This window comes from Cedecea neteri (assembly GCF_000758325.1).
Classification (GTDB): Bacteria; Pseudomonadota; Gammaproteobacteria; order Enterobacterales; family Enterobacteriaceae; genus Cedecea; species Cedecea neteri_B.
In genome coordinates this window covers 3,715,821-3,739,363 of the sequence record NZ_CP009459.1, presented here as the reverse complement: position 1 = coordinate 3,739,363, position 23,543 = coordinate 3,715,821, and the positions used below count along the sequence as shown (strand labels likewise).

At 54.5% G+C, this 23,543-nt stretch carries 21 protein-coding genes and 1 pseudogene; 12 read left to right on the top strand and 10 right to left on the bottom strand.

Annotated features, from left to right (window positions below; genetic code table 11):
- The first annotated feature begins 18 nt into the window (after positions 1–18).
- From LH86_RS17430 to LH86_RS17405, 6 genes are all read left to right on the top strand, one after another.
- Positions 19–294 carry a YcgL domain-containing protein gene (locus tag LH86_RS17430; RefSeq protein WP_008454073.1) on the top strand — a complete coding sequence of 92 codons (276 nt, stop codon included), beginning with the start codon at positions 19–21 and terminating at the stop codon, positions 292–294.
- Between the two features lie 75 nt (positions 295–369).
- Positions 370–1,428 (top strand): lytic murein transglycosylase, encoded by a 1,059-nt coding sequence (locus LH86_RS17425; RefSeq protein ID WP_039306347.1) that lies wholly within the window; start codon positions 370–372, stop codon positions 1,426–1,428.
- Between the two features lie 90 nt (positions 1,429–1,518).
- Positions 1,519–2,178: a fumarylacetoacetate hydrolase family protein gene (locus LH86_RS17420; protein ID WP_039294414.1), complete on the top strand. Its 660-nt coding sequence runs from the start codon at positions 1,519–1,521 to the stop codon at positions 2,176–2,178.
- Between the two features lie 88 nt (positions 2,179–2,266).
- On the top strand, positions 2,267–2,713 hold the full coding sequence (locus LH86_RS17415; RefSeq protein ID WP_039303954.1) for a YcgN family cysteine cluster protein: 447 nt from the start codon (positions 2,267–2,269) through the stop codon (positions 2,711–2,713).
- 464 nt (positions 2,714–3,177) lie between these two features.
- Entirely contained in the window at positions 3,178–3,993 is an 816-nt protein-coding gene (locus LH86_RS17410; RefSeq protein ID WP_231562701.1) for an aspartyl protease family protein, read from the top strand.
- 173 nt (positions 3,994–4,166) lie between these two features.
- Positions 4,167–4,406, top strand: a complete 240-nt coding sequence (locus LH86_RS17405) for a DUF333 domain-containing protein (protein WP_039303948.1) — start codon at positions 4,167–4,169, stop codon at positions 4,404–4,406.
- A gap of 50 nt (positions 4,407–4,456) precedes the next feature.
- Here the strand turns inward: LH86_RS17405 and dsbB are convergent, their stop codons facing one another.
- Together dsbB and nhaB are read right to left on the bottom strand one after the other, a co-directional pair.
- Positions 4,457–4,987, bottom strand: a complete 531-nt coding sequence (dsbB, locus tag LH86_RS17400; protein ID WP_039294405.1) for a disulfide bond formation protein DsbB — start codon at positions 4,985–4,987, stop codon at positions 4,457–4,459.
- Positions 4,988–5,132: 145 nt separating this feature from the next.
- Positions 5,133–6,698 (bottom strand): sodium/proton antiporter NhaB, encoded by a 1,566-nt coding sequence (gene nhaB, locus LH86_RS17395; RefSeq protein ID WP_039303945.1) that lies wholly within the window; start codon positions 6,696–6,698, stop codon positions 5,133–5,135.
- 228 nt (positions 6,699–6,926) lie between these two features.
- Here nhaB and fadR point away from each other — a divergent pair, with 228 nt between their 5' ends.
- Positions 6,927–7,646 carry a fatty acid metabolism transcriptional regulator FadR gene (fadR, locus tag LH86_RS17390; protein WP_039303942.1) on the top strand — a complete coding sequence of 240 codons (720 nt, stop codon included), beginning with the start codon at positions 6,927–6,929 and terminating at the stop codon, positions 7,644–7,646.
- Between the two features lie 43 nt (positions 7,647–7,689).
- Here fadR and LH86_RS17385 read toward each other — a convergent pair whose 3' ends face one another.
- Complete coding sequence (locus tag LH86_RS17385) at positions 7,690–9,222, bottom strand: SpoVR family protein (RefSeq protein ID WP_039306344.1); 1,533 nt, start codon at positions 9,220–9,222, stop codon at positions 7,690–7,692.
- Between the two features lie 325 nt (positions 9,223–9,547).
- Here LH86_RS17385 and LH86_RS17380 point away from each other — a divergent pair, with 325 nt between their 5' ends.
- The 3 genes and pseudogenes from LH86_RS17380 to LH86_RS23055 all read left to right on the top strand — a co-directional run.
- Positions 9,548–10,846, top strand: coding sequence for a D-amino acid dehydrogenase (locus tag LH86_RS17380; protein WP_039303938.1), 1,299 nt, complete (start codon positions 9,548–9,550; stop codon positions 10,844–10,846).
- Between the two features lie 11 nt (positions 10,847–10,857).
- On the top strand, positions 10,858–11,928 hold the full coding sequence (dadX, locus tag LH86_RS17375) for a catabolic alanine racemase DadX (protein ID WP_039303935.1): 1,071 nt from the start codon (positions 10,858–10,860) through the stop codon (positions 11,926–11,928).
- A 59-nt stretch (positions 11,929–11,987) separates the two neighbouring features.
- Positions 11,988–12,167, top strand: a pseudogene (locus LH86_RS23055) (hypothetical protein); the annotation flags it as partial.
- On the opposite strand, the gene LH86_RS17370 reads toward LH86_RS23055, so the two are convergent.
- The gene (locus LH86_RS17370) at positions 12,099–13,829 is read right to left on the bottom strand and encodes a potassium/proton antiporter (RefSeq protein WP_039306341.1); all 1,731 of its coding nucleotides are present in this window, start codon (positions 13,827–13,829) and stop codon (positions 12,099–12,101) included. The pseudogene LH86_RS23055 and the gene LH86_RS17370 overlap by 69 nt on opposite strands.
- An 89-nt stretch (positions 13,830–13,918) precedes the next feature.
- Positions 13,919–14,830, bottom strand: a complete 912-nt coding sequence (gene ldcA / locus LH86_RS17365; protein ID WP_039303933.1) for a muramoyltetrapeptide carboxypeptidase — start codon at positions 14,828–14,830, stop codon at positions 13,919–13,921.
- Positions 14,831–14,925: 95 nt separating this feature from the next.
- Here ldcA and emtA point away from each other — a divergent pair, with 95 nt between their 5' ends.
- Positions 14,926–15,537 (top strand): membrane-bound lytic murein transglycosylase EmtA, encoded by a 612-nt coding sequence (gene emtA / locus LH86_RS17360; RefSeq protein WP_008454102.1) that lies wholly within the window; start codon positions 14,926–14,928, stop codon positions 15,535–15,537.
- Between the two features lies 1 nt (position 15,538).
- On the opposite strand, the gene ycgR is transcribed toward emtA, so the two are convergent.
- Positions 15,539–16,270, bottom strand: a complete 732-nt coding sequence (gene ycgR / locus LH86_RS17355; protein WP_039303931.1) for a flagellar brake protein YcgR — start codon at positions 16,268–16,270, stop codon at positions 15,539–15,541.
- A 236-nt stretch (positions 16,271–16,506) separates the two neighbouring features.
- Between ycgR and LH86_RS17350 the strand changes: the two genes are divergently transcribed.
- Entirely contained in the window at positions 16,507–16,758 is a 252-nt protein-coding gene (locus LH86_RS17350; RefSeq protein WP_016536859.1) for a GlsB/YeaQ/YmgE family stress response membrane protein, read from the top strand.
- 65 nt (positions 16,759–16,823) lie between these two features.
- Here LH86_RS17350 and LH86_RS17345 read toward each other — a convergent pair whose 3' ends face one another.
- The 4 genes from LH86_RS17345 to LH86_RS17330 all read right to left on the bottom strand — a co-directional run bounded on the left by LH86_RS17345 (position 16,824) and on the right by LH86_RS17330 (position 23,534).
- The gene (locus LH86_RS17345; RefSeq protein WP_039303926.1) at positions 16,824–19,001 is read right to left on the bottom strand and encodes a TonB-dependent siderophore receptor; all 2,178 of its coding nucleotides are present in this window, start codon (positions 18,999–19,001) and stop codon (positions 16,824–16,826) included.
- Positions 19,002–19,241: 240 nt separating this feature from the next.
- The gene (gene treA, locus LH86_RS17340) at positions 19,242–20,999 is read right to left on the bottom strand and encodes an alpha,alpha-trehalase TreA (RefSeq protein ID WP_039303924.1); all 1,758 of its coding nucleotides are present in this window, start codon (positions 20,997–20,999) and stop codon (positions 19,242–19,244) included.
- Positions 21,000–21,173: 174 nt separating this feature from the next.
- The gene (locus LH86_RS17335; RefSeq protein ID WP_039303922.1) at positions 21,174–22,556 is read right to left on the bottom strand and encodes a serine/threonine protein kinase; all 1,383 of its coding nucleotides are present in this window, start codon (positions 22,554–22,556) and stop codon (positions 21,174–21,176) included.
- Positions 22,557–22,574: 18 nt separating this feature from the next.
- Positions 22,575–23,534, bottom strand: a complete 960-nt coding sequence (locus LH86_RS17330; protein WP_039303916.1) for a hypothetical protein — start codon at positions 23,532–23,534, stop codon at positions 22,575–22,577.
- Between the last annotated feature and the right edge of the window lie 9 nt (positions 23,535–23,543).

Below are 23,543 nucleotides of genomic sequence, written 5' to 3'. Positions count from 1 at the left end.
GAAAATAGAGTAAAAAAAATGTTTTGTGTGATCTACCGAAGTACTAAGCGTGACCAGACATATCTTTATGTCGAAAAAAAAGACGATTTTTCCCGAGTGCCGGAAGAGCTGATGAAAGGCTTTGGCAAACCGGTACTGTCGATGCTGTTGCCGCTGGACGGCAGCAAAAAACTAGCCAATGCCGATTTGGATAAAGTGAAACAGGCGCTGGAAACTGAGGGCTATTATTTACAGATTCCGCCTCCGGTAGAAAGCTTGCTGACAATGCACCTGGAAAAGAGTCCTAAAAAATAACTTTCAGACTGAAGGTAAATCTTTTCTCTGTATTCACACGGAAAATGTGTGAAACACATTATTGAAGAAATGATGATGAAAAATGCAGCTTTGCGTTATACCTTCAGCGTCTTAATACTTGCCAGTGGGGCAGGTTATCTCCCCCATGTCGAGGCGGCTCCCGCAGCCGCCTCAGTTCCACAAAGCCGCACACCTGAAACCACCACGCTGGCTGAACAAGGGCGCAACCCCGCTGAATTCCCGGTTTACGTCGAAAAGTTAAAGCAACAAGCCAGAGCTGAGGGCATCAGCAATGCGACACTGGCAAAAGCCTTTGCCAATATTCATTTTGTTGATCGGGTCATTCAATCCGATCGCAATCAGCTGGAAAAGAAAATAACGCTCGATGACTATTTAAACCGCGTTATCACCCCCGCCAAAATCAAACAGGCGCGTAGCCTGGCCCGCCAGCATCGGGCAGAGCTGGAAAAGGTTAGTGCGAAAAGTGGCGTTCAAAGTCGCTACATCGTCGCCCTGTGGGCAATGGAAAGTCACTTCGGCAAGCTGCAGGGCAAAGAAGATGTCATTTCTGCCCTGGCGACGCTAGCTTTTGAGGGGCGCCGGGAAGCATTTTTTACCCATGAGCTGATGGCGGCGCTGAAAATCATTCAGCGGGGCGATGTCAGCGCGGCGCAGATGAAAGGTTCATGGGCCGGGGCGATGGGGCAGAACCAGTTTATGCCGAGTTCGCTGCTGCGCTACGGCAAAGACGGCGATGGCGACGGCAAAATTGATATCTGGAATAATACCCGCGACGTTTTCGCTTCCACGGCAAACTACCTGGCGGTAGAAGGCTGGCAGCGTGGCGGAGCGTGGGGCTATGAGGTGAAGTTGCCCGCTGGCTTTAATAGTTCACTGCCTGGAACACGTCCGGGGCAGGGCAAGTCCGTGGCCCAGTGGAAAAAACTAGGGGTAACGCTGCCTAAAGGAACACATCTCCCGGTGTCGTCACAAAAAGCCTGGCTGGTGAAGCCAGACGATGGCCTGGCACGCTCGTTCCTGGTCTATAACAATTTCCGCACCCTGATGCACTGGAACCGTTCTTACTACTTTGCCATTAGTATCGGCAAAATGGCGGATGCCATTGCCCGATAAAGCACGCTTAGAAACACTTCCCCGGTATTCAGCGGGGAATTTTTTATCTAGTATCAAAGGCAGTTAACACACACGACACAGAGGAAAGGCATGTATCAACATCATAACTGGCAGGGTGCGCTGCTGGATTTTCCGGTAAACAAGGTAGTCTGTGTTGGCAGCAACTATGCCAAACATATTAAAGAGATGGGCAGTGCGACGCCGGACGAGCCGGTGGTGTTTATCAAACCTGAAAGCGCCCTGTGCGATATTCGCCAGCCGCTGGCGTTACCACAGGAATTTGGCTCCGTGCATCATGAGGTAGAGCTGGCAATTCTGATTGGCTCAACCCTCAAACAGGCAAGCGAAGAACACGTGCAGAAAGCCATTGCCGGCTATGGCGTTGCGCTGGACCTCACGCTGCGGGATCTGCAGGCCAAACTGAAAAAAGCAGGCCAGCCGTGGGAAAAAGCCAAGGGCTTCGATAACTCTTGCCCAATCTCCGGGTTTATCCCTGCGGCACAGTTCACTCACGATCCGCAAAACACCCCGCTGGAGCTGAAGATCAACGGTGAAGTTCGTCAGCAGGGCAATACCGAAGACATGATCCACAAGATCGTGCCGTTGATTGCCTATATGAGCAAGTTCTTCACCCTGCGGGCGGGGGATGTGATCCTGACCGGTACACCGGAAGGCGTAGGCCCGTTGCTTAGCGGCGATGAGCTGGAAGTGAGCTTTGCCGGTCACAGCCTGACGACGCGCGTTTTATAAACAATTTGCCGCTTCAGGGCGGCAAAACTTGCATCCGGGTGTCAGACTGTTTATAAGGTGCAGCTTAATTTTAAATGCAGGAACCGCTATGACACCCACTCCTTTTTGGCAAAGTAAAACTCTCGACGAAATGAGCGACGCCGAGTGGGAATCCCTGTGCGATGGCTGCGGCCAGTGCTGCCTGCATAAGCTGATGGACGAAGACACCGACGAGATTTATTTCACCAACGTCGCGTGTAAGCAGCTCAACCTCAAAACCTGTCAGTGCAAAAATTACGCCCGCCGCTTTGAGTACGAGCCGGACTGCATCAAACTCACTCGCGACAATCTGCCGACTTTTGAGTGGCTGCCGCACACCTGCGCCTACCGTCTGTTAGCCGAAGGTAAACCGCTGCCAGAATGGCATCCGCTGATTACCGGCTCAAAAGCCGCCATGCACGGCGAACGCATTTCCGTGCGTCATATTGCGGTGAAAGAGTCTGAGGTCCGCGACTGGCAGGATCACATTCTCAACAAGCCAGAGTGGGCGGATTGATTCTTTGATTTGAAAGGGGATTTGCCTTACTGGGTTTGTGCCTGGGGCATGAGTGGGTCATCTTCAGTAAAATTAGCGCTCAAAACGCTCATCCGATCGCCGTTGTTCATCCATTTTACGTAAACGTTGTAAATCCTCTGCGCAAAGTATGCCCCATTTACGCTGCTATAAAGTTCGAATTCGTTCCCGCACTCAACAGGCCACTGGTTAACTCCGGTGGCTTTTTTGTTTGTGTTTGGTGGTTATTACGGTCCCACTATCTTAGTAAGTTAAACCCATAGCTTGCCCATGAGTTTTTGTTTTCAGGTCGCTGTAACCTACAATCAATACAATTCACTCAGCCCTGCCTAAAACCAATGGCTGGCAGAACTCTTTATTTGAATCTCTTTGCTTATGAAAAATACGGACATTAAATCATGGTAAAATGCCTCCCCTTGTTAATACTTTTTTTCTCTGATGTTTGCATGGCTAGCGCCCCCGCTGATGTCTGGCGATTGCGATATGATGAGCGAGGACTGCCATTAGCAGATGTCCGAATAAATAATAGATTTCATACGTTAATGTTGGATACCGGGAGTGGAGAGGGTTTACATCTTTATAAACATAATCTGGACACCCTGGTTGCTAATTTCGGACTAAAAGTTACTCAGAAAGCCCCTCGTCGGATGATCGATGTATCCGGTGGGGAAAGTATTACCCCGTCCTGGAAAATTCATCAATTAACTATTTCTGATGTTCCTTTCGATGACGTTGAGGCGGTAGCGCTCAAGCCATGGGGCTTCAACCTGGGTGGAGATGTGCCTACAAATGAAGTTTTGGGGCTTGGCATTTTTCACGACCGTCGGGTTTTAATCGACTTTAAAAATGACCGGTTGCAGGTGTTGGACTCACTTCCATCGGAAGTTAATAAGTGGTCGTTCTATCCGGTAGAGCAAACGGAATCGGGCTTACGTGTTACTGCATTTGTCGGAGCAACGCCTTTGCATTTGATTGTAGATACTGGTGCCAGCCACTCACTTCTCTTCTCAGACCGACTACCAGAAAACACACTTTTTTCAGGGTGCAAAACCCTTGAGCCAGAGGCATCCAACTTAGACTGCAGAGTAGCGGAACTCAGTATTACAGATAATGAAGGCAGGACTAGCAACAATTTGGCTATTGTTTCCAGTAGCCCGACTCCCGAAGAAATTGATTTCGACGGTTTGCTGGGAATGAATTTCATGCGGGAGCGTAAGGTGATTTTAGATATGATTGAGGGGCGACTTTATATCAATCCTTAGACGCTTAATCCTGGGCGAAAATTTTATCTACGCATAATAACCTCAGCGTTTTGCACGAAAGGTTTATTGCTTCCTTCGACTAAGAGTACGTAATAAAAAACTGAACGCACTTTTTGTCTTTCTGCGGTTTTTTTATCTCTCCGGCGTATACTTCACTTTTCAGAGGAGGAAAAATGAAAAAACTAGCAACTATCATGGGTATATTGCTACTCAGCGGCTGTGCGACGGCAGAGCGTGAGGCACCGAAGCCTCCGCATAGCGTGGGCATGGCGAATCCGGCTTCGGTTTATTGCCAGGCCAAAGGTGGGAAATCTGTCAGCGTGAAAACGCCTGAGGGCGAAAGAAGTGACTGCCTGCTGCCTGGCGGGGAAAGAATTGATGAATGGGCGTTGTACCGGCGCGATCATTCCTGAAAAAAATAACCCACCGAAAGGTGGGTTATTACTATCGGGCACTTGCTAACTTAGCGGCCAAACAGATCGCGACGCTTAGGTTTGAAGAACTGAGCAATCAACACCAGCACCGCAATAATCAGGAACACGGCGAAGATCCCGAGCAGCCACTGGACCATATCCAGCGACAGGAATTCCCACTGGCGAACGGAGCAGTCACCGCTCGCAACGAAAACCTGCGGCAGCCATTTATCCAGCGGCAGCCAGCTTGGGAAACGAGCGAAGAAATCACAGGTCACAAACGGAGAAGGGTGAAGCTGCAGCATGGTGTGCTCCCATGCCAGCTGTACGCCTTTCCCTGCGCTGTACAGCCAGATGGCCAGGGCGCCATAGCGCAGCGGGCTTTTAGGGGCTATCGCGCCCACGATACCAGCGCCCATCACGCCAAACAGCGCACAACGTTCATAAATGCACATCACACAAGGTTTCAGCCCCATAACGTGCTGGAACCACAATGCCACCATCTCAAGCGCAAATGCCGTAAAGGCCAAAAGCAGCCAGGCGGTGCGCCCAAGAGAGCATTGGTTTAAATATCGCAACATAATCAGTTTCCCTGCAGCATGCGTAGAATCGGCAGTGTAAACCAATTCCCTTTTTGCGCCAGTAGCGCAGATGAAAATAACGTAGTAATCGGATGTTTATAAGGAAAAAATTTGTAACGGGAAGCGGACTTCCCGTCAAATTGCCTTAGTGCGGTGCAAGCAGCGTATCAGGCGTCACTAGCCAGCCGCTGTCCAGCATCCATTGCGTAGCAGGCGTTAAGGTATATTCCACGCACAGCAGGCCCACAAGGGTCAGCACCAGCGTGTAGGGCAGCGCCATCACAACCATGCGGCCGTAAGAGAGGCGAATCAACGGTGCCAGTGCTGACGTCAGCAGGAACAGGAAGGCCGCCTGGCCGTTCGGCGTTGCCACCGAGGGCAGGTTAGTGCCGGTATTGATCGCCACCGCCAGCAGTTCAAACTGCTGCATATTGATGGCGCCATTCTGCAGCGCAGTTTTCGCCTCGTTGATATAAACAGTGCCGACAAAGACGTTGTCGGAAATCGAGGATAGCAGGCCGTTAAAGATATAAAACAGCGACAGCTGGGCGTGCGGAGAGGCATCGAGCACGTACTGAATTATCGGGCCGAACAGATGCTGGTCGATGATAACCGCCACGATGGTGAAGAAAACGGTCAGCAGGGCGGTAAACGGCAGCGCTTCGGTAAAGGCTTTGCCGATAGCATGCTCGTCGGTAACGCCACAAAGTGATGTCGCCAGAATAATCACCGACAGGCCAATCAGGCCGACTTCTGCCAGATGCAAGGCCAGAGCGATAATCAGCCAGACGCCAATCAGCGCCTGAATCAGCAGCTTCATCTTGTCCTGCTTCGTTCGTTTCTTCGTGCTCTGGGCGTCAAAGTCATACAGGATCCCGCGTACTTTTTCTGGCAGCGTTTGCCCGTAGCCGAATACTTTAAAACGCTCCAGCAGCACGCAGGTGAGCAGGCCACAAATCAGCACCGGCACGGTCACCGGCATCATGCGCAGGAAGAAATCGCCGAAGTGCCAGCCCGCATTTTTAGCAATGATCAGGTTCTGCGGCTCGCCAACCATGGTCATTACGCCGCCCAGCGCGGTGCCGACGCCAGCGTGCATCATCAGGCTGCGCAGGAAAGCGCGGAACTGCTCAAGAACCTCCCGGCTGTCGGTTCGAATATGGCTGTCGTCCTGAACGTTGCTGTCATCCTGCGATTCGGAGGCCACGCGGTGATAAATGCTGTAGAAGCCCACGGCCACGCTAATGACAACGGCCACAACCGTTAAGGCATCCAGGAAGGCGGAAAGAAACGCGGCGGCGACGCAGAAAGCCAGCGACAGCGCAATTTTGGACCGGATCCCCAGCAGCAGGCGGGTGAAAAGCAGCAGCAGAAGCTGCTTCATGAAGTAAATCCCGGCCACCATAAACATCAGCAGCAGCAGGACTTCGAGGTTTGAAGCGATCTCAGCGCGAACGTGATCGGGGCTGGTCATGCCGACCAGCACGGCTTCAATGGCCAGCAGGCCGCCCGGCAGCAGCGGGTAGCATTTCAGCGCCATCGCCAGCGCAAAAATAAACTCCACAACCAGCATCCACCCCGCGATAAACGGGCTGACGAACCAAAAGACCAGCGGATTAACCACTAAAAAGAGGATCAGCGTCAGTTTGTACCAGTCAGGTGATTGACCCAGAAAGTTGCGGTACAACGCCCGCCCAAAGGACATTTCCATCGTATAGTTACCATTATCCGTTGTATTATGTTGATGTTTAGAAAGATAACGCTTCAGGTTACTCGTTTATGGGGCATGCGATCAAGCCGAAGGAAATCCTGAGTTAAGGCGTTTATCGTCAAAATTCAACGCCGATCCCGCATTTGCGCGTCGCCCCCGCTATCTGGCGCGCATGGCATCTGGTATGATGAGTCCAATTTGCAAAACCTGAGTAATGGAAATCTTACTATGGTCATTAAGGCGCAGAGCCCAGCGGGTTTCGCGGAAGAATATATTATAGAAAGTATCTGGAACAGCCGTTTTCCGCCGGGTTCCATCCTGCCGGCAGAGCGTGAACTTTCAGAACTGATTGGCGTTACGCGTACCACATTACGTGAAGTGCTTCAGCGTCTTGCTCGTGACGGCTGGCTGACAATTCAGCACGGGAAGCCAACGCGGGTGAACAATTTCTGGGAAACCTCAGGCTTAAACATACTGGAAACGCTGGCCCGTCTCGATCACGACAGCGTGCCGCAGCTGATTGATAATCTGCTTTCGGTGCGAACCAATATCTCCACGATATTTATTCGTACGGCGATTCGTCAGTATCCAGATAAAGCGCAGGAAGTGCTGGCCACCGCTAACAAAGTTGAAGACCACGCGGACGCCTTTGCCGAGCTGGACTACAACATTTTCCGCGGCCTGGCGTTTGCGTCCGGTAACCCGATTTATGGGCTGATCCTGAACGGGATGAAAGGGCTGTACACCCGCATCGGGCGTCACTACTTCTCTAATCCTGAAGCTCGTAGCCTGGCGCTGGGTTTCTACCACCGCCTGGCCGAAATCTGCCAGCAGGGGCTTCACGAGCAGGTCTTTGATACCGTGCGTAACTACGGTCGCGAGAGCGGCGAGATTTGGCACCGTATGCAGAAAAATCTGCCCGGTGATTTGGCGATGCACAGTCGCTAGCCAGAATAAAAAACGCTTCCCGAGGGAAGCGTTTTTTTTACTCTTACAGCGGGTTCCGCTGCGGGCAGCGCTCCAGCAGTTCCACGCTGCCATCCGCATTTTGCTGCTCCAGCACGACGTCAAAGCCCCACAGGCGATGCACATGCTTGAGCACTTCCCGGCGGCCCTTGTCCAGCGGGGCGCGATTGTGCGGGATATAGCGCAGCGTTAGCGAACGATCCCCGCGCAAATCCACATCCCAGACCTGAATGTTCGGCTCGAGGTTGCTCAGGTTGTACTGGGCCGACAGCTGAGAACGTATTTCCCGGTAACCCTCTTCGTTGTGGATGGCCGAAATTTCCAGGTAATTATTGCGGTCATCGTCCAGCACGGTGAACAGGCGGAAGTCGCGCATCAGCTTAGGTGACAGGAACTGACTGATAAAGCTTTCATCCTTGAAGTCACGCATGGCGAAATGCAGCGTTTCCAGCCAGTCTTTACCGGCAATATCCGGGAACCAGTAGCGGTCTTCTTCGGTCGGTGACTGGCAAATTCGTTTGATATCCTGGAACATGGCAAACCCCAACGCGTAGGGGTTAATGCCGTTGTACCACGGGCTGTTATAGGGTGGCTGGAACACCACGTTGGTATGGCTGTGCAAAAACTCCAGCATAAAGCGGTCGCTGACTTTGCCCTCGTCATACAGATGATTGAGAATGGTGTAGTGCCAGAAAGTAGCCCAGCCCTCGTTCATCACCTGGGTCTGTTTTTGCGGGTAAAAATACTGGCTCACCTTGCGCACAATACGCAGGATCTCACGCTGCCACGGCTCCAGCAGCGGGGCATTCTTCTCCATAAAATACAGCAGATTTTCCTGCGGCTCCGAAGGGAAGCGATGGGCGGATTCTGCGGTTTTTTCCTCTTCCTTACGCGGCAGCGTGCGCCAGAGCGTATTCACCTGGCTCTGCAGATACTCTTCCCGGCTTTTCTGGCGCGCTTTCTCCTCCTGCAGGGATATCTTCTGCGGGCGTTTATAGCGGTCCACGCCGTAGTTCATCAGCGCGTGGCAGGAGTCCAGCAGGCGCTCCACCTCATCAACGCCGTAACGCTCTTCACACTGCGTAATGTAGTTTTTGGCGAAAATCAGGTAGTCGATTATCGAGCTGGCATCCGTCCAACTGCGGAACAGGTAGTTGTTTTTAAAGAAAGAGTTATGCCCGTAACAGGCATGCGCAATCACTAACGCCTGCATGGTGATGGTGTTCTCTTCCATCAAATAGGCAATGCAGGGATTAGAGTTGATGACAATTTCATACGCCAGCCCTTGCTGCCCGTGCTTGTACAGGCGCTCGGTTTCGATGAATTTTTTGCCAAAAGACCAGTGCGGATAGTTAATCGGCATCCCGACGCTGGAATACGCGTCCATCATCTGTTCTGAGGTAATGACCTCAATCTGGTGGGGATAGGTGTCCAGCCGGTAGAGCTTTGCTACCCGGTCAATCTCGGCCAGGTAGATGTCCAGTAGCTCAAACGTCCAGTCGGGCCCGTCACTCAGACGGGTGGGATCCTTTGTGGCGAAATCAGTTACGTTAGCCATCAGCGCGCCCTCATTGTTTTCGACTTTCTCTGGATGGAAAGCCTCACTCTCAAGAATAGACAACTCCTGAAAGATAGCGCCGACAAGTAAAATTTTTTCTTCGCGATTTATTGATCTCAATAGCGGGGTTTTAGCCCGTCACGCAGCATTTTATTTTGACGAAAATGTTTTCCCGTACAGGAGATGCTAATTATCCCGTTCCAGCACTGGCGGGCAGCTTTGTGAGTTTAGTCACCATAATAAAGCCATATGTTGAATAACATATTCAACTGAGTTATCAATATGTAATCAGAAGATTATTCTTTTAGCTAATTGCGGAGCAGATATGCGTGTTGTGGTGCTGGGAAGTGGTGTCGTCGGCGTGGCGAGCGCCTGGTATTTACGTCAGGCCGGGCATGAAGTCACCGTCATCGATCGCGAATCAGGGCCGGCGCAGGAAACCAGCGCTGCCAACGCCGGGCAGATCTCTCCGGGGTATGCTGCCCCGTGGGCGGCACCGGGCGTCCCGTTAAAAGCCATTAAGTGGATGTTCCAGCGCCACGCGCCGCTGGCCATCAGCCTCGACGGAACCCAGTTCCAGCTGAAGTGGATGTGGCAGATGCTGCGCAACTGCGATACCCGGCATTACATGGAAAACAAAGGCCGCATGGTGCGCCTGGCAGAATACAGCCGCGATTGCCTGAAAGAATTGCGCCACACCACCGGCATCCAGTATGAAGGCCGACAGGGTGGCACGCTGCAGCTGTTCCGTACCGAGCAGCAGTATGAAAGCGCGGCCAAAGACATCGCCGTATTGAAAGACGCGGGCGTACCGTATGAGCTGTTGGAAGCCAGCCAGCTCAATCGCGTTGAGCCCGCGTTGGCGGACGTGGCCCATAAGCTGACCGGTGGCCTGCGTTTACCGAACGATGAAACCGGTGACTGCCAGCTGTTTACCCAAAACCTGGCGCGGATGGCGGCGGAAGCGGGCGTTGAGTTCCGCTTCAATACGCCGGTGGACCGTCTGCTGTACGACAACCAGCAAATCTGCGGTGTACAGTGCGGCCAGGAAGTGGTGAAGGGCGATGCCTACGTCGTGGCATTCGGCTCTTATTCCACAGGCCTGCTCAAGGGTATCGCCGATATTCCGGTCTATCCTTTAAAAGGTTACTCCTTGACCATTCCTATTGCCGACGAACAGGGAGCGCCGGTTTCAACCATTCTGGATGAGACCTACAAGATCGCTATTACCCGCTTTGACAACCGCATCCGTGTGGGAGGCATGGCGGAAATCGTCGGCTTTAACACTGAACTGCTGCAGCCTCGCCGTGAAACGCTGGAAATGGTCGTCAGGGATCTCTATCCGCGCGGCGGGCACGTAGAGCAGGCAACGTTCTGGACCGGACTACGTCCGATGACCCCGGACGGGACGCCAATTGTGGGACGTACGCCGTTCAAAAATCTCTGGCTTAATACCGGGCACGGCACCCTGGGCTGGACAATGGCTTGCGGTTCAGGCCAGATGCTGAGCGACCTGATCTCAGGGCGGACTCCGGCTATCCCAAGCGAGGATTTAGGCATCGCACGCTACGCGCCTGGCTTTACGCCATTGAGCCCCCGCCACCTTCATGGCGCACATAACTAAAAGGAGCCGTCATGTCCCGTCCTGTGGTAGCGACGCTGGATCTCAGCGCGCTGCGCAATAATCTAGAAGTGGTGCGCAGAGCCGCCCCGTGTTCACGTGTCTGGTCGGTCGTTAAGGCCAATGCATACGGCCACGGTCTCGACCGTATCTGGTCGGCGTTAGGCGCGACAGATGGTTTTGCCATGCTGAATCTTGAAGAGGCCATTTTGCTGCGTGAGCGCGGCTGGAAAGGGCCGATTCTAATGCTGGAAGGGTTCTTCCATGCCGATGAGCTGGGGCTGTTCGACAAATACCGGCTGACCACAAGCCTGCACAGTAACTGGCAGGTGAAGGCGATAGCCAACGCGAAGCTGAGCGCGCCGCTGGATGTTTATCTCAAAATCAACAGCGGGATGAATCGCCTCGGGTTTACGCCCGATCGCGTGCACGGCATCTGGCAAAAACTTCGTTCCATCCCGAATGTGGGTGAACTAACCCTGATGGCGCATTTTGCCGATGCCGAGCAGCCAGAAGGCATTATTGAGCCTATGAAACGCATTGAACAGGCGGCGGAGGGCATTGATGCCCCTCGCTCTCTGTCAAACTCGGCGGCTACGCTATGGCACCCGGAAGCGCACTTTGACTGGGTTCGGCCAGGGATAATCCTGTACGGGGCTTCTCCGAGCGGGCAATGGCAGGATGTCGCTACCAGCGGCCTTCAGCCGGTAATGACGCTGAGCAGCGAAATTATCGGCATTCAGAACCTGAAGGCTGGCGATACCGTGGGCTATGGCAGCCGCTACACCGCCAGCGGCGAGCAGCGAATTGGGATTGTGGCTGGTGGTTATGCGGACGGCTACCCGCGCATTGCGCCAGACGGTACGCCTGTCATGGTGGATGGCGTCATGACCGGCCTGGTGGGTAAAGTGTCGATGGATATGATCGCTGTAGACCTGACGCCTTGCCCGCAGGCCGGTATCGGCAGTCCGGTTGAGCTGTGGGGCAAAAATGTCAAAATTGACGATGTCGCCAGCGCCGCCGGCACGGTTGGCTATGAGCTGATGTGCGCGTTAGCGCCGCGAGTGCCGGTGGTGGTGAGTTAATGTCCATGCTTCTCTCGAGAGGCAGTTTGGTTGTCACCTCGCAAACCGCAGTATAGGTTTTGTTTTTTTACCCTCACCCTAACCCTCTCCCAGAAGGAGAGGGAATAAAGAAGGTTTCCGTCATTTGTTTTCCCCCTCTCCCTCAGGGAGAGGGCCGGGGAGAGGGGAAACTACTCCTCTTCTTCCTCGGCCACCCGGACACCAATCTTACGCACCAGGTTGTCTTCTTTCTCGGCCACTGTCCAAATCATCCCGGCAAACTCCACCTGGTCGCCAACAACCGGTGCGCCGCCAAGCATCCCCAGCACAAAATCACCTAACGATTGCTGGGTATCCACTTCTTCATCCAGCGTCAGGCCGTATATGGTCGCCACGTCGGAGAACTGGGCGCTGGCTTCCAGAATAAAGTCGCCAAAGAAACGCTGATCTAAATCCACCGGTGGCGACTGGCTGAACAGTTTCCCCAGCGCAGGAAGATCGCGCTCCCGGCCAATAACGCAAAGTACATCGCCTTCTCTTAGGCGAGTGCTGCCCGTTGGGTGAAGCAGCGCGTTATCGCGGAACAGCGCAGCAATGCGCGTTTCTTCTGGCATATGCAGATCGCGCAGGGCGGCACCCACGCACCATTTCTCTTCGCTTAGCTGGTAGACAAACTGTTCCCACGGATTGTCAGGATGAATATCCAGGCCTACGCGGGAAACGGGCCAGCCGACAGGCGGCACCACGACTTTGGCTTTTTTGGCGGCCCAGCCCAGCGATGTGCCCTGGAGCAACAGAGACACTAGCACCACAAAGAAGGCCACGTTGAAGAACAGGCGGGCATTATCCAGCCCGGCCATCATCGGGAACACCGCCAGGATGATAGGCACTGCACCTCGCAGCCCAACCCAGCTGATAAATACGCGCTCGCGTAGGTTAAATCCACGGAATGGCAGCAGCCCGGCAAAAATCGACAGCGGACGGGCAAAGAAGATCATCCACGCGGAAAGCAGCAGAGCAGGCACCGCAATCGGCAGCAGATCGGATGGATTCACCAGTAAACCCAGCACCAGGAACATGCCGATTTGCGCCATCCAGGCCAGGCCGTCGAAGGTTTGCAGAATCCCGAAACGGTTGCGGATCGGGCGGTTGCCCATGACAAAGCCGCACAGATAAACCGCCAGAATACCGCTGCCGTCCAGCGCCGTCGTGACGCCAAATACCATAATCCCGCCGCTCAGGGCCAGCATCGGGTAAAGCCCGTGGGGGAGGGTTATCCGGTTAATCATTTGCAGCAGCAGATAGCCGCCGCCGAGACCAAGCGCAATCCCCAGGCCAAATTGCTGAATGATGTGCACGAGGAACAGCCAGCTCAGGCCGGTCTGGTGTTGCTGGATCATCTCAATCAGCGTAATGGTGAGAAACACCGCCATCGGGTCATTGCTGCCCGATTCAATTTCAAGCGTCGCGCCTACGCGTTCGTTCAGGCCTTTCCCACCGAGCAGGGAAAAGACCGCAGCGGCATCGGTCGAACCCACAATGGCGCCAATAAGCAGGCCGTCGATCAGGTTGAGGTTGAACAGCCAGGCGGCGGCAATTCCGGTCAGCCCGGAGGTAATTAATACGCCAACGGTTGCCAGCGAGAGCGCCGGGCCCAGCGCAACGCGAAACGAACTCGCCTGGGTTCGCATCCCGCCGTCAAGCAGGATCACCGCCAGCGCCAGGTTACTGATCAGGTAGGCAAAGGGATAATTATCAAACGGGATACCGCCGAGGCCATCGATCCCGGCCAGCATACCGATAGCCAAAAAGATAACCAGAATGGGAATACCCAGACGAGAGGAGAAAGAACTTAATAAGATACTGCAAGTTACCAGAACGGAACCCAAAATAAACAGACTGACAATCGCCCCTGCGTCCAAAATCATTCGTCTCCTTTGTCTATGTTGTCGAATTGTAACATGTCATCTGCTACCCAAACGCCCAAAAAGGGCGCTTAAATCGGGCTTCTTTAGCGAAGTACCGGGTGTCCACTTAACGTCAGTCGGGAGGTGACGCCGTCGTGGACCAACTCGCCATACGCGCCGAGGGGCAGCGTCACGGTTTGTGGTTCATGTCCAAAAGGCAGGCCGGAAAGGACAGGCACGTTCAGGCGCTGTTGCAACGTTTTACGCATTTCCTCAAAAGTATATCCTGCATCGTAATCCGTCGTGGTTGTACCGTTAAAACTTCCTAAAATAATCGCTTTCTGGCGTGACAGAATACCCGCATGGTAAAGCTGCAGCAGCATACGCTCAACGCGGAAGGGATGTTCGTTGATGTCCTCCACGACCAAAATACCGCCGTCTATTGGCGGCAAAAACGGCGTGCCGACCAGGGAGATCAGCATCGCGAGATTGCCGCCCCAAACCGTGCCGCTGGCCAGCATCGCGGGCGCATCGTTTTCCCAACTGAGCGTGAACGTCGGTTCGCTGAGCGCCTGCCAGAAGTGGCGCCAGGTATATTCATCCATATCCTCGGCACCAAAATTTCCGGCAAGCATTGGCCCGCTGAAAGTGATGGCTCCGCACTGTGCCAGCAGGGCCATCTGGAAAGCGGTGAAGTCGCTGTGACCGCAGATAATGTGTGGCCGGGCGCGAAGCGAAGCCCCAAGACGTGAGAAATCAATGTGCTCAAGCAGGCGGCTTACGCCGTAACCTCCGCGCACGGCCAGCACAATGTCCGTTTCCGGTGGCAGCGCCGCCAGCTGATTAAGTTCTGCCAGTCGCTCACTGTCGGTGCCAGCAAAACGCTGAAAACGCCGGGTCACTGCCTGCTGATTGACGACCTGATGCCCGTTCTCTTCCAGCCGACGAATGCCCCTGGCCGCGGCCTGTTGATTAACACAGTAGCCGGACGGGGCGATTAAATGAATCAGAGACATGGCATTTCCTTGCTGAATATGAATTGGTTATCATGCCGCTATCGAGGGCGCTTGTCATCGCCGTTATGGCCGGCCACATCAATAAGGATAGAGGCGTGAAATTAAGAGGGTTTATCATTCTGGTGCTATTCCTGGCCGGTTGCTCCAGCCATTCTCCGCAGCAGCAGGCGCCGTGGGATCCGACGATCCCCACCCAGCGGGCGCTGAACTGGATGCCGCTGACCGAACTCTCCGGGCAGCAATGGGGCGTTAGTCCGAGACTGATAACGGCGATCATTGCGGTAGAATCGGGCGGCAATCCACAGCTGGTTAGCGCCTCTAATGCCATCGGCCTGATGCAGATCAAAGGCTCCACTGCGGGCAAAGAGGTGTATCGCAATCAGGGCTTCAGAGGGCAACCATCTGACAGCGAACTGAGAGAGCCGGCGCGTAATATCGACATCGGCACGGCTTATCTGAGTATTCTGGAACACGGCATTTTACGGGGAATCAATGACCCGCAGGTGATGCAGTACGCGCTGATTGTTTCTTACGTGAACGGGGCGGGGGCGCTACTAAGAACCTTTGATTCCGACAGGCAGACCGCAATTGACAAAATTAATCGCCTGAGTCCGGATGAATTTTACCAGCATGTAGCGACCAACCATCCTGCGCCACAGGCACCGCGCTACCTGTATAAGGTCACGCGGGCCATGAACGCCATTTAAGCTATTTCACGCGGCTGGCCTTTTCCCGGGCCGACCGCTCCAGCGAGAAAATAATCTTTTGCAGTTCGCGCTCGACCGCCGGGTTGACGTTTAAGAAACGAAAACTCAGGCGCGGAGTAGAAATGGTCTCATTTTTACTGTCCACCACTTTTCGCTCTGAAACCATCACCAGCTGCATATCAAAGTAAAACTTGCCCCATTCCACGAGATCCATCTCTACGCGGCCAAAACGCAGGCCGGGCGCAAGGCCTGGCGGCAACGTGCCGTCCACCAGCGCGCCCATCCCACCAAGAGACAGGTCGCAGAGCCGGAAGGCAAACTGAGAACCGTCAGCAAGCTCGGTGCGGCAATAGTACTGGGGCTGCGTAGGCGCGGTAATGCGGAAATATTCCCGGCGCTGAACGAACCACAGCGATGGCGGCAGCGGCGTGGTAAACGCCGGCAGATTTTGATATTCCGTCGCTTTCAGGCCCGGCAGCGAGAATTCGACTTTTGCCCCCTGCGTTTCAGCGATGAAATCAATATCGTTGGCCTTCTGCACGGAAAGGTTTTCCTGCGCCTGGCTGCCAAAGTCCAGCACTAAACGCTCCGCCGAGACATCGAGAATTTTGCTGATGAACTGCCCGTTAGACCATTCCAGCCTGACGGGAACCTGCTGTCTGTGTAAATCACGTAACACACCTAATACTGCCAGAGGAGACTGCTTCAGGAACTGATCGTTATAGTGACTCAAGGCTCAAGTCCTTGTTGTGTTTTCAGGTTGTGGTAACGAAGCTTATCGGCAAAACAGCACAAAACTTAATACAAATTTCTGACTATTTTTTTGTGAAAATGCGCATAACCAGGTGAGATTCATCACGTTTTTTTGCAACCGAACTATACTCTTTTTGACAGCAGGCCGCTGGCCGCGGCGCAGACCGCCTCAGGCGAGCCTGCTAAAGCTCACAATGTAGAAGAGGACGTTCTAAAATGGGTATCCTGGCCTGGATTATTTTTGGTCTTATCGCGGGTGTGGTAGCTAAGTTAATTATGCCTGGCAAAGACGGCGGCGGTATTATCCTCACCTGTATTCTGGGGATCGTGGGCGCGGTTGTCGGCGGTTGGGTGGCGACGGCATTGCACCTTGGCGGACCGGTAACCGGTTTTAACTGGCCAAGTTTCTTTGTGGCGGTGATTGGCGCCATTATTGTGCTGGCTATTTTCAGGATGGTACGACGGTAGAAAGTCATTCATTACAAAAAACGGCCCTGCGGGGCCGTTTTTACATTTAGCTTTTTATGACGAGATTAAAAATCATACCCTACTGTCGCAATCACTGAACGTTCTGCGCCCCAATAGCAATAGCCCGTCCCGTAGCAGCCCGCCACATAATCGCGTCCGGTCAGGTTGGTGGCATTGAGCTGCACAAACGCACCTTTCAGCGTCGGTGTCCATGCGCCCATATCAGCCCGCACCATCGCATCCAGCAGCGTTACGGAGGGCACGCGCAGGGTATTTTCGTTGTCGGCCCATTGTTTGCCGATGTAGCGAATGCCCGCCCCAAAGCTGAGGCCGTAATCGGCTTTGAACGTGCTCCACAGGCTCGCCATTTGATTAGGCGTAACGTATGGCGTGTTGCCGTCATTACCGTCAATGGCGTCTTTGTAGCGTACCCGGTTGAGGGTATAGCTGGCGATGGTCGACAGGCGTGGCGTTAGCTGAGTACGGGCCTCCAGTTCAAGCCCCTGCGAATGCACTTTGCCTGCCGGTTCAAAATAGCCGCCCTGAACGTTACGGTTGCCCACATCTTTCTGGGTCAGATCGTACACGGCGGCGCTATACAGATCGCTTGTGCCGGCTGGCTGGTATTTCACCCCGGCTTCGTACTGTTCGGCGGTTGTCGGTTTCAGCAGCTTGCCTTCAGCATCGGAAAGCACCTGCGGCGTGACGGCCTGGCTATAGCTCACATACGGAGAAATACCGTTATCAAAGGCGTAAAGCAGGGAAGCGCGGCCGCTGAAGTGATTATCCGTGCGGTTATCCGTTACGTCGCTATCGATAGCCGTCGCCACCAGGTGGCTTTTGGTGATCAGATGGTCGTAGCGGCCAGACAGCGTCACATGCCAGCGGTCCCACTTCATCTCATCCTGCAGATAAGCCCCGGTTTGTTCGTACTGACGGCGGCCCGCTTTCACCAGCAGACCCTGATTAATTGTCGCGTAGCTTGGGTCACGTGGATCGTAATAATAGTAACCGCCAACGCCGCCAGAAACGCCGGTCCACGGGTTCAGGTTGGTGGTGTAGCCCGTTCCGTCCGTCAGATCGTTGGTGAACCGGTGATACTCACCGCCGAGCACCACTTTATGCTGCAGGTCGCCGGTCGCGAAGTCGGCTTCCAGCTGGTTATCAATGGCCCATGCATCCAGCGAGGAGTTTTCACGGCTGTAGTAGCGCGACAGTTCGTTATGCTCGGTATCTGCCCAACCAATTTGGTAAGCCTGGCGCAGTGCTACATTAGAGTGGGTATAGCTGGCGTTCGAGCGGAACGACCAGACATCGTTGAAGGCGTGCGCAAACTCGTAGCTGTAGATCTGCTGGTGGCGCTTAAAGGCGTCATCGCCTGGTTGTACGTCAGAAAATCCAGTATCCAGCTTGCGTCCCGTTGTGGTGTAAAGACTGCCGTCGCCCGGCACAGAACCGTGGTAGCCGCCGGACGGATCTTTTTCCAGATAGGCTCTTAGCACCAGAGACGTTGCATCATCCGGCTGCCAAAGCAGGGACGGCGAAATAGCGTAACGTTCGTCACGGGTGTTTTCATACTGTGTATCGCTATTTTTTGTCAGGCCGGTGATACGGAAGGCCCACTGGTCATTAATCGCGTTGGTGTAATCAAAGGCTGTCCCGTTGGTGTTGTGGTTGCCGTACATCGCCCGGACGTGGCCTTCTTCAACAAACTGCGGACGTTTCGACGTTTCCATCACCAGGCCGCCGGGCACGGTCTGGCCGTAAAGTGCGGAGGAGGGGCCTTTGATGACATCCAGCCGTTCGAGGAACCAGGGATCGACCTGGACCACGTTAAAGCTGCCCGCATCGCTCATCAACCGGAGGCCATCGAGAAAAATGTTATTCACGTCACCGCCATGAAAACCCCGTAATGCTACGGTATCGTAGCGGGTTGCACCGCCGGAGAATCCGGTAAACACGCCCGGGGTATAGTTCAGCGCGCTGTTAATGGTTTGCGAGCCCTGGTCTTCCATTTGCTGACGGGTCACGACGGAAATGCTTTGCCCGGTGGTAATCAGCGGTTCGTCGGTTTTGGTCGCGCCACGGGTTGTGGTGGCGGTGTAGCCCAGCGTAGGAGAGGTTGCGGTATCGGCAGGTTTAGCGGTGACCACCAGGGTTTCTTCGGCCGATGAAGAAAAGGGGGCGATGAGAGCAAGCGCGCAGAGTAAGGCGGAACGCTTGACGGTAAAAACCTTTATCATTTTTTTGATCCGGAAGTATTGAGGTCATCATCCTGATGGAAGTCCTCCGTCGGCATGCGACGGGAAATCATGGCTTAAATGAGATTTCGAATGCGAATTGTTATCGTTATTATTTATAAGTGCAAGATGTACGATGTTTTTTAATGCATGAAAGCCCATGAAATCACTGATGATTTCATGGGCTTGTTGTTTTAAATGAAATGATTAAGCGGCAATTATGCCGTGGTCTGTGCGGGCAGGTTACGGCGCTGGCTGGCTCGAGGCAGGTGAGCTCTCCGTTTTATCTGCTGCAGGTTTGGCCGTTTCCGTCACCGGGCCGGGCGTGGCCGAAGGCAGTTTATCCGGCGCGTTGTCGCAGGGTTTGTCTTTCGGACAAAGCAAATCCAGCATTTTCAACGTGACGCCGTTGGTCCAGCCGAAGCCATCCTGAAGTGGATATTCACCGCCGCCACCGCCCGTGCCACCGGTGGTCACATCGTATTTTTCAACCAGCTTTTGCTCTTTGTTGTAGAGATTCTGCACCGTGCTCAGGAAGCGAAAGCTGACTTCCAGGGCGAGATCTTTATGCCCGTAATTTTGCAGACCTTCGGTGGCTACCCACTGCAGCGGCGCCCAGCCGTTGGGAGCATCCCATTGCTGGCTGGTTTTTACGCTGGTCGTGGCAAGTCCACCCGCGCTGAGCAGATGCTGACGGGTGGCTTTTGCCATCTTGTCCGCTCTGTCTTGCGAAGCGGCATGAACATAGAGCGGGAACAGGGCTGCGGCGGTTAGCGGGTTTCGAACCGTGTTGCTTTTCAGATCGTAATCCGCGTACCAGCCTTCTTTGGCGTTCCACAGGTTTTGTTCAATAGCTTTCTGTCGATCGTCCGCTGCCTGCTTATAGCGCGCCGCTGCGGCGCTATCTTTTGCCAGTTCGCTGGCGTGCGCCAGGGTTTTCTCAAGCTGATAGAGCAGCGCATTAAGGTCCACGGGCACAATGCTTGTGGTGCGAATGGTGCCCAACTGGGCGGGATTATCCATCCAGCGGGAGCTGAAATCCCAGCCGGAAGCGGCGGCGGCTCGCAGGTCACGATAAATATCCGTGGCCGCACGCGACGGCGTGTTTTTCGCGGTGGCGACGTCGTCCAGGTAAGACTCGGTTCGCGGCGTGTCTTTCTCATCCCAGTAACGGTTGAGCAGGGCACCATTCTTGAGTCTCACCACGCGGGCATGGGCTTCGCCTGGTTTGAGGGCGTCGCTGCCTTCCATCCACCAGCTGTATTCCTGCTTCAGCTGCGGCAGGTAGGTTGTGTAAACGCTATCGCCTTGATTCTGCGCCAGCAGTTCCACCATCATGGCGAAGAACGGCGGCTGCGAACGGCCCAGGTAGTAGCTGCGGTTCCCGTTGGGAATGTAGCCCCAGGTATCGATTTCGTGAGCGAAGTTATCCACGATATTTTGCACCTCGTCCCAGCGCCCACTCTCCGCCAGCCCCAACAAGGTGAAATAACTGTCCCAATAGTAAAGTTCCTGGAAGCGCCCGCCGGGTACAACGTAAGGTTTTGGCAGCGGGAGTAGCGGGTCCCATTTGTTGTCGCTGTTAGCGGAGCGGGTCAGTTCTGGCCAGAGCCCGTTGATATGCTCCCGCAGGCTTTGTCCTTCCGGCGGCACATACTTTTTTGCTTCCTTTGGCAGGATAAAGTTCACATCAACAAAATGGCGTAAATCGAACCCCGAGAGCCGGCGCTGCATACGATAATCGGCAAGGATCATCAGCGGGTCGCCTTTGGGTACGGCATCCGCGAAGGTTTTCTGGTCGGGGAACAGCTTCGCCGTCTGAACATCAATAAACAAAGGCCCAAAAAGCTCGTCTGGCGATTGAGGTTCGGGTGGGCGTGGGGATTCGGTTTCCTGGGCTGCAAACGAAGCAAGCGGCGTGAGGCCAAATACAGCACCGGCAGCGGCCATTTGGGCCGCAAAGCAAAGCGCATAAGGCCGGCGCAAAACGGGTTTTATCATCTTTCCTTCTCCATCGACGGGACGCAACACGCTACGTTGCGATCAACTCCCTGAAAACCTTAGTTGAATTTTCCGAATTTCGAGCGCCGTTGGAGATAAAAAGAGAAAAACCGGATTATTTACCCCATAAAAAAGCCCCGCAAAGCGGGGCTGAAGTGCTCATTAAGACGGTAATCACCCCTGCGGGTTCACCAGCCACGTGCCGGAATTTGCAACTACAATGGTTTGCTTGCGGGGCGTTTCGCCGCCGCTCAGCGCCAACAAATATTTCCCTGCAGGAAGCTGAAGCGATGCAAAACCGTTGGCTGCGGGCGTCAGCTTTTGCGCTTTACCGTTGACCGCCAGCTGTTCGCCGTCGCTCATTCGAACATACACTCGGGCAAGCGTGCTTTCAGCCACGACTGCTGCAGGGGCAGCGCTTGCCTGCGCCGGGCTTTGATTAGCTGCAAGCGGCGCGAGAGCAGGCTCCGGCGAGCTCACTGAAGGACTTCCACGGCCAAAAAGTACCGCGCCAACAATCAGGCCCGCGACGGCGCCTGCGCCAATTTGCAGGGCAGGTTGATAGCGCTTCCAGAGCGGACGCGTCGCCGTGTTCTCTGGATCTTCTACCGGCACCAGTGCGGTACCCGTTTTTTTATTACCGATGAGTTCCCGCACCTCATCTGGCTGGATATTCAGCAGCGCCGCAAAAGCGTCAATGGATTGGGGACGATCTTCCGGCTTAAGCGACAGTGCTTTATCCACCGCCTGCAGTAAATTCAGGGAATAACCTTCGGGCTGGCTTTCCGCTAGCTGAATGCAGCTGTCCTGAATACTGCGGGCGACGCTGGCAGGCGGTGCATTACCGGTAATCAGCGTATAAAGCACGGCTCCGACGGCGTAGATATCTGTCCATGGCCCCAGCTGGCTTGCCAGGTCTCCGGTGTACTGCTCCAGCGGTGCAAAGCCAGGGTGGAGCAGGGTATTGCCTTCATCCAGTGAGCCTTGCCCCCGGCGTGGCGCGCCGGTATTGAGCAGGATGGGCAGCCCGTTATCCTGAATTTGAATGCTTTTCAGCGACAGGTTGCGGTGCAGATGTTCGGCCGCGTGAAGCGTTGCCAGCGCGCCGCAAAGCATTGGCAGCATCCGGCGGATCCACGTTTCATCCACCAGCGACGGCTGCTGCTTTTGCAATTCATCCAGCGTAATGCCGCTATAAAACAGCGTCACCACGTAAGCGGTATTATTGTCGCTCCAGATGCGCAGCACCTGGGGCAGATTCGGGTGATTAAAGTGCGCCAGCTGACGCGCTTCCTGCATAAAACTGTTCAGGCCGGTGGTGTAGACCAGATGATCGCGCTCGCTGTGCAGCACCAGCTCCATCACGTCATTGCGCATGACGTAAGCTTTAGGCATGTATTCGCGGATTGCCACCAGACGTTCGAGCTGATGATCCCATGCCCGGTAAAGAATACTGGTCATGCTGGCGTCGACGGCTTCCTGAATCTCAAATTCATCGAAGCGGTAGCCTGGCGGCAGAGCGTTGGGTACTTTTGGAATAAAATCGTTATCTATCATTATGTTCTCTGCGCGTATTTATTTTTGGGCTCGCCAGGCGCCCGCGGCCGGGTCGCGCAGCTGCGGGTGCAGGGACTCGACCAGCAGCAGCGTGATAGAGGTGCCTGGCGTCAGCCAGCCGGACCAGAGCTTGCGCACCTCGTTGAGCCGTGTCTGAAGGCGTTGTTCATCCAATGCCATATCGCGAGATACTTCCACGGCAACGGTGCCGCTGGTCTTCCAGCCATTGATTTCCGGGTGGTACGGCAAAATTAGCCAGCTTTGAGGTGCCTGTTCGTTACTGACCACCATACGCTCATTGTTCACGCTGGTGATAAGCAGGCTGTCTGCATCGGCTGCAGGGTTCAGTCCGCTGACCGGGAAACCGTGGACAAATGTCATCATAATGCGCTTTTCGCCGTTGGTGCCGCGCTGCACCACTTCGCTGGTGCCGTTCAGCCAGCCGCCTTTTTCACATTTGCCGTTCTCTTTACCCGGAATAAACAGGGAGCTGCTGGAGGCGTCGCCCTGCCAGAATGTGCGCAAGTGGCAGCCATCCTGTAGGGTAAATTCCAGCCACGGCGTGCGGTCGAGAGGCGTGGAAAGATCTTCCGGGCGCTCATTGCGGGTCGCGACCGAAGAAAGCGGGGACTCGATAGTCACTTCCCAGTCGCTGGTTTTGGTGGCAGACCCGCGAGCAAGGGAAGCCCCCTCGGGATCTTCAAGCTGCCAGTTGACGCGCTCAATCTCGCTGCACTGGTTTTCCAGAAGCGCGCCGAGTCGAGGCATGAACGTTTTCAGAATAAGGGGGTTTTTATCCCCGTTTGCCACAATGCGAACCGGCAGATCGCTGCCGCACCAGCTTTGCGGGGCATTGCTTTTGATGTTGTCTATCCACACGTCCAGCTTTTGGGAGGGCGACTGAACGATGCGGTAGTTCCCTGCCCAGACGGTAGTGGATGCCAGCAGCAACGCCATACCCGAAAGCCAGAGTTTCATAAAAATCCT